We start from the raw sequence: 15,797 nt of genomic DNA, 5'->3' as shown, positions 1-15,797 counted from the left end.
GTTTACTTCTTAATAGGGTTTGAAAGAGTATCGGTGATGACTTTTGGAATAATTGCACCGTGGTGCTGAATCACTAGTCTTGCGAGTGCATTACCTTGTTGACAGGCTTCTGAAACAGAACCTCCAGCGAGATAGCAAGATAAGAAACCGCCGTTAAAAGAGTCGCCAGCAGAGGTGCTATCAACCACAGTCTCGACAGGTGTCGTTGTGATTTTTACTGGCTCATTTTCGGGGTTTTCGCTGATCAAGCAGCCTTCAGCACCAAGCTTCACAACAACGGTTTTGACGCCGAGTGAATGCAGCCTTCTTATGGTGTCTTGCGGCGTTGTATCGCCCCACAATAGTTGTTCGTCATCAAAGGTAACCAAGGCGATATCTGTCGCTTGATAGGCAAGCTGATAAGCTTCTTTGGTTGCGTCTTGTGAGTCCCACAACTTTGGTCGGTAGTTACTATCAAAGGCGATGGCCACACCACGTTCACGTAGACCTTGGATGATAGTGAGTAACTTTAGCTGATCGCCATGAGGCAAGATCGCCAGAGATATCCCGCTCAAAAACACCATATCAACATCGCAAAGTTGGGCTGTTATCTTATCGAAATCTGGGTGCTGCACCATGTAACGAGCAGCAGAGTCATTACGCCAATACAAGAATGTGCGTTCGCCAACGTCGTCTAATTGAATCAGATACAGGCCTGGCGAGCGCTGTTCGTCGATAAGCACTAAATCGGTTGATAACCCTTCATCTTGCCAACGCTTAAGCATCTCTTGGCTAATGGAATCTGCTCCAAGAGCCGTGACGTAACTGGTACGAATTCTAGGAGTATTTGTCGAACTGGAATGGCTGGTGGTACTTCGGTTCAAATACACAGCAGCGTTGAGCGTATCTCCACCATAGGTTTGTTGCATGGTACCGAATGGAGCGCCGTTCAGTTCAATCATGCACTCGCCGATAATCGCAATGTGGCTCATAAGTGTGCCCTTACAGAAGAATGGGTATTGCTAGCTATAAATGATGGAACGTGGCTACAAGGAAGGTAGCCACGTTGATTCTGTTCCCAATAGGTTGGGAGGAAGTGTTATTTGTTGTCTAGCTTTACGAACAACAGTGTTAGTACGTAAGACAGTACAAACACACCAACCACACCCATAATCGCTTGGATAAAGTTCTGTGTGCCGGCTGCAAGGTAAGCTGGCAAGCTGAATACAGAAGAAAGAATGTAGCTCGTTAAGTGCGTATCGATTGTTACCGAGATTGCACCGAACACACCTGCAGCCAAACTCGCGGTCATCATCGCTTTGGTGTATTTCGTTAGGACACCAAATAGAGCCGGCTCCGTGATGCCTAAGATAGCGGTAACACTTGAGCCCATCGTGATTGAAGATTGCTCTTTAGAAACTGTTTTACGTTGCTTATGCCAGATAGCCATTGTCGCGCCAGCAATTGCCATGTTACCTAAACACATGATCGGCATTAGTAAATCCTTACCATACAGAGCAAAGTTGTTCAGGCTAATCGGGGTCATGCTGTGGTGAATACCAAATACGATGGTAATCGGGCGAGTTAGACCAAACACAAAGCCCGTTAATGTCGGAGAGATCTCCAGTAGCGAGCTCATTACCCAACCCGCGCCGTTACTTAGCCAGATACCAGCAGGGCCAACAAATGATAGCGTGATGGTCGAAGTTACCGTAAAGGCAAGCAGTGGTGTAAATACAGGCTTCGCAGAAGAAGGAACTAGACGGTCAACTAACGGAGTCACTTTAGACAATAACCAGATTGCGAGAATCGCAGGAACAATTGCGCCGCCGTAGTTGAGCAGTTCAATCGGAACCACGCCAAGAACCGTCAGCTCCGGAGCAGCGCCAGCATCTTTCAGCATCGCCGCTTTATCTACTAGCTTGGGTGCTAACATTGCGGAGGAAACAGCAAGCGCAATGTATTCGTTTACTTTGAATACTTTAGCTGCAGAGAAAGAAACCAGCATAGGTAAGAAGAAGAACACAGCAACAGAGATTGAGCGGAAGAAATAAACTGTGTCTGAGGTTTCAGAGATAACATTGGTCGCAATAAGACCAGACAACAGGCCCATCAACATACCAGCGCCAGCAATTGCAGGCACGACAGGGCCAAAGATGCCTGCGACAATGCGCATCACGCCCTGGAACAGCTTGCCTTTCTCTAGCTCATCAGCAGGATTAGCGTCAGCTTGTTGAGTGTTTGATAGCGCGTTGAACCACTTCTCGACCTCAACTCCAATGATAACTTGAGTTTGGCCTTGTTGAAGTACCACACCTTTCACATCAGCGATCAGCTTGATAGCCTCTTCGTCTACCAGAGACTCTTCTGCCAATTTGAATCTTAGTCTTGTCATACAGTGCGTGAGACTCACAATATTATCTTCACCACCAAGTGCAGTGACTAATAACTGTAGATTTTCTTTGAAATTTTTCTTTTTAGACGATGACTTAGAGTTATTCATAACAGCATCATTATTTTCAACAATTTGCATACTACACCTGTTACTGGGATATATTTAACTCCAGTAATCATATCGATAACTTATTTAAAGCCAATGGGATAAAAAGAGACTTCAATCACACTTAAAATTCGAATAAATTATTTTCGACCGTTTTGGGCCAATTGGTATGTTTTGTTTATCAAATAAAAACACTAAACGTACCAATTATTTTTCATGAAATTTAACGCTTGAAATGTGCTTTTTAACACGGTTAGATAATAAGAGTTGAAGTTAGTTTAGGTTATTTAATTGTGAAAGAAACTATTATATCCGATATCCATTGTATTATTACTAAGCCAGATAGGCATAACCTTATCACGGTTGTTGTTGAAACCAATGAAGGTGTGACAGGCTTTGGTTGCGCGACCTTCCAACAACGACCGCTTGCTGTAAAAACAATGGTCGATGAGTATCTAAAACCTCTTCTAGTTGGTAAAAATGCCAATAATATTGAAGACTTATGGCAAATGATGATGGTCAATGCTTATTGGCGAAATGGCCCTGTTATCAATAATGCAATTTCCGGTGTTGATATGGCGCTGTGGGATATTAAAGCCAAATTAGCGGGTATGCCGTTACATCAATTATTTGGTGGTAAGTCTCGTGATGCTATTCCTGTATACACACACGCAACTAGCGACACAATGGAAGGTATTTATGAGTTGGTGGAATCTTTCCTAGACAAAGGTTACAAGCATATTCGCTGTCAGCTTGGTTTCTATGGTGGTGTTCCAACCGATTTACATACCACTCAAAATCCGACTGAAGGCTCGTACTACGACCAAGATCAGTACATGGACAATACACTGACAATGTTTAAGTCGCTTAGAGAAAAATACGGTAACCAATTCCATATTCTTCACGATGTTCATGAGCGCCTTTTCCCAAATCAAGCGATACAATTTGCCAAAGAAGTCGAGCAATATAAGCCTTACTTCATTGAAGATATTCTTCCGCCAAACCAAACTGAATGGTTGGATAACATTCGTAGCCAAAGCTCGGTTTCATTGGGTTTAGGGGAGTTGTTTAACAACCCTGAAGAGTGGAAGTCTTTGATTGCCAACCGCCGTATTGATTTTATTCGTTGCCATGTTTCACAAATTGGTGGCATTACACCTGCGCTTAAACTCGGACATTTATGTCAGAACTTTGGTGTTCGTATTGCATGGCACTGTCCGCCAGACATGACGCCAATTGGCGCTGCGGTAAATACGCATTTGAATGTACATTTGCACAATGCGGCAATTCAAGAGCATGTTGAATACAACGAGAATACACATAAGGTATTCCCGAACGCTGCTGAGCCAATTAATGGCTACTTATACGCTTCTGAAATCGCAGGTATTGGTGTAGAGATGGATCGAGAGGTTGCAGCCGAGTTTCCTGTGATGTACCGCCCTCATGAGTGGACTCAAAGTCGACTACCAGATGGCTCAATTCATACGCCATAGTTTGTTATTTCAATTAAAATTTAGCCGCACTAGCGGCTATTTTTATCTCTGAAATTCATGCTCTCGTTGTTAAAAGGCGTGTGATAAGTGCATTGATAGTTAATGTCGATAATGTCACTGACGATGAACAATTCGCCAGAGGTAAGGAAGCCACGGTTGGTGATGTTCATTGCCGCGACATTCTTCTTACAGCCCAGTAAATCGGCATCATCTTTGGATACGTTGATGGCTTGATAAGTCGTTAGGTAACTGTCGATCTCTAAGCCTTGAGCGAGTGCGTGTTTTTGAAGCGAACTCTCGATGATGTCTGTGTTCATTTCATGAAAGATACTGACAGGTATTTTTGTTTCTTCAATTTGAACGACTTTATTATTAATTAACCTAAGACGTTTGATCTTCCAAATATATTCATCGTCACGTAGAGAAAATATTTGTTGTTCGTGGTTGTTTGGTAACGCTTTATTTAATTGAATCTTTTTATAAGATATTTCTTCAAAGCTGTTTTCAGTAATCGAGTTATAAACTAGAGGGGTTCCAACCAAAGATGTATTAACAAAGTACCCTGAGCCCACCTTAGATGTCACCATGCCAATCGCTTCTAGTTTGGCTAGCGCTTTTCGAATAGTAAATCGAGATAAGCCATATATTTCAGAGAGTTCCCTTTCTGCAGGAAGCTTATGATTGATACTGTTTTGACAGATCTTGCTCACAATATCTTGGACAACTAATTCATATTTTTTCATTCTAAAAACTTAAAAAAGCACTCATGGTGATTAAATTATAGTTAACTAAATCAGATACTCAGCGCATTCCGAACCAGCCGTTAATTCTAACATAGAAGGCCTATTAGATGATGGGATATAGGGTGTTTTGGAGGGCGAATTCGAGTATTACTTCTGGGTGTGTGACTTCATTCTCTTTCTTTGATATATAGCGGCTGAATGAGGATGTTGTCTACAAGATGTTAAATAAAAAAGCACGCCCAATAGGACGTGCTTCGAATGCTTGAGCTTTGTTAGTTGCGAGCTACATAGCCAAGTTCTCATTTCTCAATTTCGTGAGTGCTTTTAGGCGCTTTGCATACTCTTTTTGGAACGTGTCAGGGTCTGCGCCTTCAGAAACTTGAGCGTAAACTCTCATCTTGTTACCGCCGTAGATCTTCGCAAGATCATCATTGCTGTAGCCACGTTTCCACAGTTCATCGGTGATGGCTGCAAGGATCTTCGCCAATTCACCATTGCCCGTCGCGCCTTTGTTGAACGCCTCGATCATGTAACCACCATCGTCGTACATTTTCGCGTTCTTGGTTGCGAAATCCACTACCATGTCAGTTGAGAACATGTCATCGGTAGCGATTCCTACGTGGTCAACGCCGACCAATTTTACGTAGTAGTCGATCATATCGGCAGCTTGAACTGGAGAGATATCTTCAGGCCAAACGCCGTCCATCATCCATTCAGTGAAAGTTGGGGCAACGTAGCCTCCTGATTTGGCTGCGCGTATTGCTTCATCATCAGGAATGGCGCGGTAACAGCCTTTTGGTGTCGCATTCGCTTCGTTTTTGTATAAACCGGCAGGCACAGAGTGGGTGTATACAAATGGCACATCAGGGTAGTTTTCTTCCATATAACTCATGGCATCGTTAGCCGTTTTTGAGCCTGTGTGGCTGAGATCTAGAATCACCTGATACTCGACCATCGAATCGATAACAGACTCTCCCCAAGATGTTAAGCCGATGTCTCTGCCATTATATGCAGCCAGTTGTCCCGAACCTGTTCTGAAAATGTCGTTATAAGACAAGATCATGCTTTTGAGACCCATGTCTTTAAGGATCGCCATCTTGGTGACATCTTCTTCCAAAATTGTCGCAGTTTGGCTATTCCATAGAACGGCAGTCTTTCTTTCTGTATGGGCTTTTTCAATATCGTGATTAGAGTGGGCAACGATGAACTTATCAGGTTGTTTTGCCATCACAGAACGATGCTTGTGATGGTGGAACAAGAAGTCATCAAAGTTGTGGTCGGCAGCAGTAATGGTGTATTCATGCCCTGTAATACCCGCGTCACGTGCACCTTGGAAGTAATCCAATAATTGTTGGTCGTCACTCCAGCCCGCTCCATATGGGCTCGCGAGCATACCAATGACGATCGTGTCTTGAACGAATGTTTTGGCTTTGTCTGATGCTGGCCAAGTTTTGCTTTCAACACTGGCGTTAGCAACACCAAAACTCATTGCTATACTCGCTGCTACTAACGTGATCTTTTTAAACATGAAAACCTCTCAATTATTGGTTTAAGTCCATTTATTCAATATCTATATTTAATAGTAGACCCTGACGGTATCTCGGGATTATTTAAAATTGATAACCCTGTCATACTTTGCAATCAAAGCTGCTCTTGTTGGCTATGTGGTTCACTTTATTAGTGAAAACTGTAAGTGAACCTTGTTAACTTGAGATAATTGTAGCTAAGCTCTGAAATGAAAATGTGCATTTTGCGTCACTAGTTAATATGGAAAAGGATAGAGTGATGGGGCTTGATATTCCTCTGATTGATAAGCGTGTGGTGAACCACTTTCAACAGTGTTTGCAAGAAGATAACTCGCTTGCTCTCGGCCGCTCATTGGTTGCAGATCTGGCGTTAGAAGTGAAACTTCCATTCAGTATGGATACGTCATCGGCTAGCTATGTTCCGTATAACGTTTTTTCCCTCTTCTTACACCATATCAGGGCTAACCTAAGCCCGAATGACTTCATTGCTGTGCTGTTAGAGAGTGCAAGTCGAGCAGCTAAAGAACTTCGATTTCCTGCTCTTTCGATGCAAGATTTCCTTGATTTTTTCCCCATTGAAAGGCTATCTGTGGAACAAAGTGGGGCAGAGTTTTCGGTCTCGTTTAAGACGTCAATGCAGTCAGTTAGTCGCGTTGAATCTGAGTTGTTTCTTATCGCTTATACTCACGCTTATTTGAAGGCGCAATATGCTGAGCTCGGTAACCCAATTCGATATGATTTAGTGACAACGAAGTCGCAGGCATTAAGCGAGTTAAAAATCCAAACTGAGACACCTCAATACCTTGGGCAAGAGAGTACGCGTATTCAATACGATCGGTTAGAAGTGGAACATTTGCTGGAAACCAAAGTGAAACCCATGGCCGATGCTCGCAATGTCACTGAGGCTTTGTCGCCATATATTGGTCGAGTCGATATCGACTTAGATACATTTTGCGATTTGATCGGGATTGGAAAGCGTACTATTCAAAGAGCGTTGAATAAAGAAAATACAACCTTCAAAGAGATAAAAGAGACGCTCGCGTTTGATTTCGCTAAGCGGGTTATTTCTCAGCAAACCTATACTATTTCTGATGTCGCACTTCACTTAGGTTATGCCGATTCATCGCAGTTTATAAGAGCATTTAAGCGAGTCAATGGGATTACACCTTATCAATGGAAGAAAGGCCATGTTGAGTGATAAACATGGCCTTTCTTAGATTTAGATTGTTGCTGAATTAGTCGCTCTGTTGCTCAGTATTCAAGTGTCGAATCAACTTGGCTGGCGTACCACCGTATAAGCAGTCTGGTGGTACATCGCTGTTGACCACAGAGTTAGCTGCGATGACTGAACGAGCCCCAATCGTCACGCCTTGGTTGATCACTGAGTTACCGCCAATCCACACATCATCTTCGATTGTTATTGGTAAACAGAAGGTTTCCCATTTACGGCGGCTACGATAATCAAGGGAGTGTGATGGCGTATAGAATTGGGCACTTGGTCCAATTAAAACATTGTTACCGATCTTGATATTCGCACCATCCAATATCACCACGTTCATGTTGATGAAGGTGTCGTCACCAATCTCAATGGTTTTACCAAACTCACAATGAAAAGGGGGCTGGATTAAGCTGCTACTACCAACCTTACCGAATAGCTGCTCTTGCAATGTGTGTTGTTGATCTGGGGTTTGGTGGTTGTTGAAAGCCATTAGCGCCTTTTTTGCATTGGAACGCATGGTATCAATTTCTTGGTCTGCACCATCATACACTTGCCCAGATAGCATCTTTTCCAGTTCAGTTTTATCGCTTGTATTACTCATGCTTGCCCACTTTCCGAGAGTCTCGGTCTAAATGACTAATACTGCAAGATTAGCGATTTTTGGACATAAAAAAAGAGAAAAGCCTCAGCCTTTCTCTTCCTATTTTGTGCTTTAAGCACTAATGCTAAGTGAGCCCAGCTATTCAGCAAAAGGCGCGCTTTGCCAAATTAGATTTGCTCAACGAAACCCATTAGGTGCTGTTTCACTTCGTCTGAAGCAAAAGCGCTGTCTACAGAGTATTTGTAGATCTCTGCGTAGTCTTCTTTAGTTAGGCCGAATGTTTCACACACACGCTTCACTTCGTTAGTCATGGTTGTGTTCGACACAGTACGGTTGTCTGTGTTGATCGTAACAACGATGCCGTCTTTCTTGAATTCAGCAATTGGGTGGTCGCTGAATTTGTGAATACATTTAGTTTGCACGTTACTTGTTGGGCAAGTTTCAAGCGCAACTTGCTTCTCTTTAACGATGTTGTATGCGTCCTCGTTGCCTTGGATGTGAACACCGTGGCCGATACGCTCAGCGTCTAGCAAAGTAACTGCATCGTAAACGTTTTGACCATGCCATTGCTCACCAGCGTGCACGGTAATGCGGTAGCCTTTTTCAAGAGCGTACTGTGTGTACTCAGGGAATTCAGCGCAGAAGCCTGGCTTTTCACCGCCAGCGATATCAAATGCTACAACACCTTTACCTAGGTAAGGTTGACCTGCATCGATCACGTCTTTGATAGAGTCTTTAGGGAACATACGAAGCACAGACATGATGTAGTTGCCTTTGATGTCGTATTTCTCTTCAGCACGCTTCATGCCTTTAACTGCACTAGCGATTATTGCATCAAGAGACAGACCTTTGTTTACGTGCAGGATTGGTGCAAAGCGAACTTCTAGGTACTTAACGTTTTCTAGTGCAGCGTCTTCGTAAAGCTCGAAAGAGATACGTTCAATCGCTTCTTCAGTCTGCATTACTTGTAATGGCAGGCTGAAACAAGCCAGGTACTCATCTAAGTTTTTACAATCTTCTGGCACCGTTAGAGATTGAACAACCGCATCGCGATCTTCAGGTAGTTCGATATTGTATTGTTTTGCTAGGTCAATAATCGTATCTGGACGAACACTTCCGTCTAGGTGGCAGTGTAAATCAATCTTTGGTAGTGCTAGAAAATCCATGAGTATTCCTTAATTCTATTATTATTTGAGCGTGTTAACTCACATGCGCTAAATTTACCAAGACAATGATATGATTTAAAGTGACAATTAATCATCATTAACCTGAATTTAGGGAATATCATGGTAGATGTGAAAAGCTTACTTAAATGCGATATGAATTTGCTGCTTTGCTTACACGTTCTTATTGAAGAACGGAGTGTGAGCAAAACGGCAGATCGACTCTTTTTGAGCCAGTCAGCGGTAAGTAAACAGCTCACTAAACTCAGAGCTTTGTTTGATGATCCGCTGTTTGAGCGAGAATCAAAGGGGTTGTTCCCAACGCCCAAAGCACTCGCTTTGGCACCTAAAGTCCACCAAATCCTACTGCAAATTGAAAAGCTGACCGTTCCCGAAGTTTTCGATCCTAAAGCCAGTGAGCGTACCTTCACTATAGACCTTGTCGAAACCGCCTACACCGCGATTTATCCGCACTTCATGCCGACTGCTCTCGCGGAGGCGCCTCACATTACCATCAACAGCTCAACGTGGAGCAGCGACAGCTTCAAGCGTTTGCTAAAACGTGAAGTGGATTTTGGCATCGGTATTTTTGAGCTAGATGAGCGAGCATCTACCCATGTGCAGTGTATTCCCGATGATCTGGATTACGTAGAACTGTGCTTGGACTATTCTGTGTGTTTGATGCGAAATGACCATCCGGCGTTAAAGGAAGAGTGGAACCTCGACACCTTCTTGAAGTATCGACACATACAGTTGGTGACGGGCGGAGCGGGGGATTGGCTATTGATGGAAGTGCTGAACTCTAAGCAGTTGGAAATCAATAAAGCCGCTAACGTGTCAGACATCACCAGCGCCATTAAATTGTGTAAGCAGAGTGATTTGCTGATGTGTTATCCATACAACTCGGTACGTGATTACATTGATAGCGGTGAACTGGTGATGAAGCCTGTTCCAGTCGATTTGGTGCCGGGAGGTCTATTCTTGCTGTGGCACAAATACTTCGATTCAGAGCCGAGCCATAAGTGGCTTCGCGATTTGATCATCGAACAGATTCAATAATAAACGATAAAGTAATTAAGAGTTAGTATTGGTTACTTATTGAAAATTAAAAGAAAAATATCGAATTAGAAACTAGTTGGATATTTTTTTGTTTTTATTTCGTCTTTTTATCATGAGCCTCGTCTTAATTACGTTGCTATAGCTTTTTTAAGACGAAACAATGAAAAATAATCAAGTATTAAAAATTGAAGCCAATCTCGCTTCCTTCCTACAAAATGAACAAGTTCATGCTTCTTTGGCGGGTATCCGTCGCGGTATTGAACGTGAGCTAATTCGCACACAAGCGACCGGTGGTATCTCAGATAAAACTCATCCAGTCGAACTTGGTTCTGCGCTCACACACCCTTATATCACCACTGATTTTGCCGAGGCTCAATTAGAGTTAGTGACTCCTGCGATGGATGACCGAACTGCGACATTCGATTCGCTTGCTTCACTGCATCATTTTGTTGCGACTCGCCTACCTGAGGGTGAAACCTTATGGGGCGCGAGCATGCCACCACAACTGCCGAATGATGAGGCGGAAAGTGAGGACGCGATTAGAATCGCTAGCTATGGCACTTCGAATGCTGGCCTACTGAAAAAACGTTATCGAGAAGGGTTAGCCAATCGTTATGGCAAACGCATGCAGCTTATCTCTGGAATTCATTACAACTTTTCTCTGCCGGAAGCATTTTGGATTGCGCTGTACTATCACCAGAAGAGCATCGATAGCAGTGTCGCTCAAATACCTCTGGAAGCATTCGTTTCTGAACGCTACTTTCATATGATTCGTAACGTGCTGCGTCATGGTTGGTTAGTACCCTATTTATTTGGTGCTTCCCCTGCGGTAGATAACAGTTATTTGCAAGGCAAAGCACATGCGCTTGAAGTGTTTGATGACGAGACTTGTTACTTACCGTGGGCGACATCATTGCGTCTGAGTAATCTCGGTTACAGCAGTGATGAGCAGTCATCGTACCCAATCAGTTTTAATAACAGGCAGCAGTATTTATCTGATTTGCATAACGCTTTGACTCGTCCAAGTGAGCGCTACTTACATCTAGACATCGATCAGCAAATGAATGGTTCTGTGTTACAGCTGGAAAACGAATTGTATGGCTCGGTGCGACCAAAAATCGTTAACGATACATTGCGTCCGTTGTATGCGATGTGTCATTACGGTGTGCAGTATGTTGAGCTGCGCAGCATGGATAACAATCCATATTTACCACTTGGTATTGCGCAAGAGCAAAGCCACTTTTTGGATCTTTTTCTGGTTTACAGTGCATTAGCGCCAAGCCCCAACTTGACCGAAGAGGAACGCGCCATTGTCGTTCAACGTCAAGAAGTCGTGGCAACACAAGGCCGAAAACCGGACTTAACACTTCCTACATTAGAAGGCGAAGTGTCATTAGAAACTTTGGGGCTTGATCTGTTGGACGCTATCCAAGAAATAGCAGCGCTGTTTGATGATGCTTTTTCTACGGATTCATACCAAACCAGTATCTTCAGTGAACGTATGAAACTGCAAAACAGTGACTTAACCCCTTCGGCAAAACTGTTGGCACAAATGAAAGACCAAGGACTGAGTCATCAAGGCTTAATGCAACGTCTTTCTGATGAGCACTTGTTAGTGCATTTGCAACACCAAGTTGAGACGGAAAAAATGGACAACTTAACAGCGTTGGTTGATGAATCGCTTTCCAAGCAGCAACAAATGGAAAGGCAGCCAGACATCAGCTTTGATGATTTTTTGAAAAAGCAAAATCAACTACAGCGCGACTGCAAACAACAAGAAATGATGGTTTAACAAGTTATGGATATTCTTTGGAAATTACGTGGCTACATTAAAATGTTCAGCCGCCAATATTTGATCGCCTTTGTTGTTTTACAAGTGGTCGCATTGTTCAACCTAGTACCTTCATGGCTGATTGGTCGCATCGTTGATAGCATCAGTGATGGTGAACTGACTCTATCATTGCTCATGTTTTATGTGGGTGGTATAGCGGGTTCGGCATTTGCCATGTACGGGTTGCGTTATGTATGGCAGAGCAAACTCTATGGCGCGGCGATTGGTATTACACGAGTCATGCGTAGCGAGCTTTTCCATAAGTTCTCACGCTTATCGCCATCATTTTATTCTCGTCGCAGTACGGGAGATTTGATGGCGCATGCGACTAATGATCTTAATGCCGTGGAAGAGGCGACAGGCATGGGCATCATGACGCTGGTTGACTCTCTTATCGCTGGTTTTACCGTGATCTTCGGGATGATTTTTGTCGTCAGTGGTCACTTAACCGCTGTGGCGTTATTACCATTCCCGCTGTTGGTTTACTTTACTCGTCGTTATGGTGCTCGTTTACATACCGCCTTTGGACATGCGCAAGCGAGCTTCTCTGAACTAAGCGAAGAGACTCGTGAAACCGTTGCTGGTATCCGTGCCGTCCGTTCACATGGTATTGGTCAACGACAAGAGCAACGTTTTGGTAAGACGTTAGATGAGACGTTGGAAGCGAACCTTAAAGTGGCAAAGGTGGATTCGGCATTTGCTCCAACGATCCAATTGGTTTATGGCTTGTCGTTTGTTATTTCATTAGGTTATGGCGCTTGGTTAATTGAGCAAGGCAGCATTACGGTGGGCTTGTTCACAACGTTCACTTTGTATCTTGGTCAGTTGCTAGGACCATTCTTACAGTTTGGTTGGCAGTTCAATGTATTCCAACGTGGCAGTAAATCATGGGAACGCCTCGACAGCCTATTGTCAGAGCCAGAAGACGTAACGGAAGGGACGATAACCCTATCAGACGACGTGAGATCAAGCCTTGACGTCAACATTCATTCATTTACTCACCAAGGTGCAAATAGACGAACGTTAGAAGCGATCAAATTCAGCGTGAGTGAAGGCGGTTTAGTCGGCATTACGGGCCCGACTGGTGGTGGGAAGAGTACGCTGTTGCAATTGTTGATGAGGCAGTTTCCGTTGGACGGAAATTCGAAGATGGCATTGGACGGTAATTCGATCGATGACCTGACGTTTGATTCGTTGCGAAGCAAAGTGACGTGGGTTCCTCAAAAACCATTTTTATTCTCAGGGACGATTGCTGAAAACATTGCGTTAGCAAAGCCGGACGCTACCGATGAAGAGATTAAGCATGTGGCGAAAATGGCTGGTATTCAAGCTGAGATTGAAGCTATGGCTGATGGGTTTGATACTGAACTACGCGAAGGTGGTAATAATTTGTCTGGAGGTCAAAAGCAAAGATTAACCCTTGCGAGAGCACTACTTTCAGGTGCCGATATTTTATTGCTTGATGACCCGTTCAGTGCGTTGGACATGAAAACAGAAGTGGTGGTTCGCCGAAACTTAAAGGCGCATTACGGCCACAAAACGATGTTGTTGGTCACTCAACGCTTAACCAACTTGATAGAAGCTGACCATATTCTGGTATTGAACCAAGGTCAAATTGAAGAGCAAGGTTCTCACCACGAACTTGTTGCTAAGCAAGGTTGGTACTCAATGGTTTATCAACGTCAAAGCCAGCTCGGTAAAGACGATATTCAGACAACTATCGATGTTACAGAAACGGCTCACACGTTTAATTCTAAGGTTGTTGAAACGGGAGCAAGTTATGTTTAAGCCAACACAAAAAACTCAACGGTCTCAAAGCCAAACAGATATGAAGGCCAATTCAATGTACCGTCGGTTGTTGGCTTATTCATTGCCACATAGAGCGCGTTTTATCTTGGCCTTTGCGATGTTGACCGTTGCCGTGAGTGCGGAGATGGCGATCCCATGGCTCGCTAAAATTATCTTAGACGATGTGATTGTCCCTCAGACATTTGAGTTGCAACACCTTGCTATATTAACTGGGGGAGTGATGATGTTTTACATCATTGCCGCCGTGTTTACTTACCTGCAGGCTGTCACATTCCGCCATAGTGCATTGCTGGTGGTTAATGATATTCGCCGAGAATTGTTTAGCCATGTGCTCAATTTTCCAATCAATACTTTTGATAAGTTAGCGGCGGGTAAACTGGTGTCGTACATCACCAATGATACCGAAGCGATGCGCAACATGTTTGTTTCTACGTTTCCGACTATTATCCAAGGTGCATTACGTATTACGGTGATCTTCATTGCTATTGCACTACTTGATTGGCGTTTGATGCTATTGAGTTTAGTGCTGATCCCAATTCTGCTGATGACCATGCATTTGTATCGAAAAATTTCGATGCCAGTATTTGATGGCATTCGCATTCAAGTGAGTAACATCAACGGTCGATTGAATGAATCTTTGCAGGGAATGGCGCTCATTCAAGCTTTCCGCCAGCAAAAGTCGTTTAAAGAAAAGTTTGAAAAAGAAAACCAAAGCTGGTTTGAATTTAGAGCCAAATCGATCGCAATAGACAGCTTCATGCTGATCCCGCTCACTCGTTTAGTCTCTACATTAACTGCTGCGGGCATTGTGGCTTGGTTTGCTGGTGCTTCGTTTAGCACGGTCGTTGAAGTCGGTACTTTGTATGCTTTTCTTAACTATATAGAACGATTTTTCGACCCATTCCGCCAGTTATCCATGGAACTAAGAAAGCTACAGGTGGCGACGGTTTCTTCTAAGCGTGTATTCGAGCTGCTGGATGATGAATCGGAACATCATCGATATTCTCACCGGTTGGTCGAGGTTTCAGAGCCGTATGACATTGAGTTTAAAGATGTTCAATTAAGCTATGAAGAAGGTTCGCTAGTACTCAACGACGTCAGTTTTACGGCTAAAAGTGGCCAATTCACAGCGATTGTTGGTCATAGCGGAAGTGGTAAAAGTTCGGTGATAAACCTATTGATGCGTTTCTACGATCATCAAAAGGGTGCAATTTTGGTGGGGGGACAACCTTTATCGGCATTCCCAGAGGAGCAACTACGGCAACTGTTTGGTTTAGTGTCTCAAGACCCGACCATATTCAGTGGTTCAGTGCTTGAGAACATAGACCTGTCTGGAAGCTACCTAGCTGAACGTGAGCGAGCAGCAAGAACCAAGGTTATCGATGCTGCGAAACAAGTCAAAGCGCACTCATTTATTGAACGTTTAACCAATGGTTATGACCATCAACCTAGTCACGGTGGAGCTTCGTTTTCCGTTGGTGAGAAACAGCTGTTGGCGTTAGCAAGAGCGCTCTCGCATGATCCTAAAATCTTCCTGTTAGATGAGGCCACCGCTAACATTGATAGTGATACGGAAGAGGCAGTGAAGATAGCATTAGAGAAAATCCAAGAAGGCAGAACGGTTATAACGGTGGCGCACCGACTTTCAACGATCAAACACGCTGACCAAATTTTGGTGATGAACAAAGGGCGAATTGTTCAAAGCGGCACACATCACGAATTGGTTGCTCAAGATGGCGACTACCGTGATTTATATCTAGCCCAAAAGGCGCAAGAAGAACAAGAACACCTAAGCAGCAAGCTAGGATTGTCGGCTGCCACAGCATAGTTGATGGGCGTGTTATTAGAAGAATGACACGGCTAATCATTAATAC

General features: G+C 43.7%; 12 protein-coding genes. 6 read left to right on the top strand and 6 right to left on the bottom strand.

What is annotated here, in order from left to right; all coding sequences use genetic code 11:
• Positions 1 to 2: 2 nt before the first annotated feature.
• Both AC3CID_RS22970 and AC3CID_RS22965 read right to left on the bottom strand, forming a co-directional pair.
• Entirely contained in the window at positions 3 to 971 is a 969-nt protein-coding gene (locus AC3CID_RS22970; protein ID WP_488527556.1) for a sugar kinase, read from the bottom strand.
• Between the two features lie 107 nt (positions 972 to 1,078).
• Complete coding sequence (locus AC3CID_RS22965) at positions 1,079 to 2,512, bottom strand: PTS transporter subunit EIIC (RefSeq protein ID WP_488527555.1); 1,434 nt, start codon at positions 2,510 to 2,512, stop codon at positions 1,079 to 1,081.
• Positions 2,513 to 2,772: 260 nt separating this feature from the next.
• Here AC3CID_RS22965 and AC3CID_RS22960 point away from each other — a divergent pair, with 260 nt between their 5' ends.
• On the top strand, positions 2,773 to 3,972 hold the full coding sequence (locus tag AC3CID_RS22960; RefSeq protein WP_076679333.1) for an enolase C-terminal domain-like protein: 1,200 nt from the start codon (positions 2,773 to 2,775) through the stop codon (positions 3,970 to 3,972).
• A 29-nt stretch (positions 3,973 to 4,001) separates the two neighbouring features.
• Here the strand turns inward: AC3CID_RS22960 and AC3CID_RS22955 are convergent, their stop codons facing one another.
• Positions 4,002 to 4,715, bottom strand: coding sequence for a GntR family transcriptional regulator (locus tag AC3CID_RS22955; RefSeq protein ID WP_065206599.1), 714 nt, complete (start codon positions 4,713 to 4,715; stop codon positions 4,002 to 4,004).
• 283 nt (positions 4,716 to 4,998) lie between these two features.
• Positions 4,999 to 6,243 carry a membrane dipeptidase gene (locus tag AC3CID_RS22950; RefSeq protein ID WP_488527554.1) on the bottom strand — a complete coding sequence of 415 codons (1,245 nt, stop codon included), beginning with the start codon at positions 6,241 to 6,243 and terminating at the stop codon, positions 4,999 to 5,001.
• Between the two features lie 239 nt (positions 6,244 to 6,482).
• Here AC3CID_RS22950 and AC3CID_RS22945 point away from each other — a divergent pair, with 239 nt between their 5' ends.
• Positions 6,483 to 7,439: a helix-turn-helix transcriptional regulator gene (locus AC3CID_RS22945; RefSeq protein ID WP_488527553.1), complete on the top strand. Its 957-nt coding sequence runs from the start codon at positions 6,483 to 6,485 to the stop codon at positions 7,437 to 7,439.
• 37 nt (positions 7,440 to 7,476) lie between these two features.
• Here the strand turns inward: AC3CID_RS22945 and AC3CID_RS22940 are convergent, their stop codons facing one another.
• Together AC3CID_RS22940 and add are read right to left on the bottom strand one after the other, a co-directional pair.
• Positions 7,477 to 8,061, bottom strand: coding sequence for a sugar O-acetyltransferase (locus tag AC3CID_RS22940; RefSeq protein WP_372243353.1), 585 nt, complete (start codon positions 8,059 to 8,061; stop codon positions 7,477 to 7,479).
• 167 nt (positions 8,062 to 8,228) lie between these two features.
• Positions 8,229 to 9,227 (bottom strand): adenosine deaminase, encoded by a 999-nt coding sequence (add, locus tag AC3CID_RS22935; protein ID WP_054545970.1) that lies wholly within the window; start codon positions 9,225 to 9,227, stop codon positions 8,229 to 8,231.
• 120 nt (positions 9,228 to 9,347) lie between these two features.
• Between add and AC3CID_RS22930 the strand changes: the two genes are divergently transcribed.
• The 4 genes from AC3CID_RS22930 (at position 9,348) to AC3CID_RS22915 (ending at position 15,751) form a co-directional block, all read left to right on the top strand.
• Complete coding sequence (locus AC3CID_RS22930; RefSeq protein ID WP_017075712.1) at positions 9,348 to 10,283, top strand: LysR substrate-binding domain-containing protein; 936 nt, start codon at positions 9,348 to 9,350, stop codon at positions 10,281 to 10,283.
• 160 nt (positions 10,284 to 10,443) lie between these two features.
• Positions 10,444 to 12,075, top strand: coding sequence for a glutamate--cysteine ligase (gene gshA, locus AC3CID_RS22925; RefSeq protein WP_237298574.1), 1,632 nt, complete (start codon positions 10,444 to 10,446; stop codon positions 12,073 to 12,075).
• A gap of 6 nt (positions 12,076 to 12,081) precedes the next feature.
• A complete protein-coding gene (locus AC3CID_RS22920) occupies positions 12,082 to 13,902 on the top strand; it encodes an ABC transporter ATP-binding protein (protein ID WP_488527552.1) in 1,821 nt (606 codons plus the stop codon).
• Positions 13,903 to 13,942: 40 nt separating this feature from the next.
• Positions 13,943 to 15,751, top strand: a complete 1,809-nt coding sequence (locus tag AC3CID_RS22915; protein WP_488528008.1) for an ABC transporter ATP-binding protein — start codon at positions 13,943 to 13,945, stop codon at positions 15,749 to 15,751.
• Positions 15,752 to 15,797 lie beyond the last annotated feature (46 nt).

It is taken from the genome of Vibrio sp. QJM3NY_21, assembly GCF_057785975.1.
Note: the sequence above shows the minus strand (reverse complement) of the source record. Positions and strands in the feature narration are given on the sequence as shown.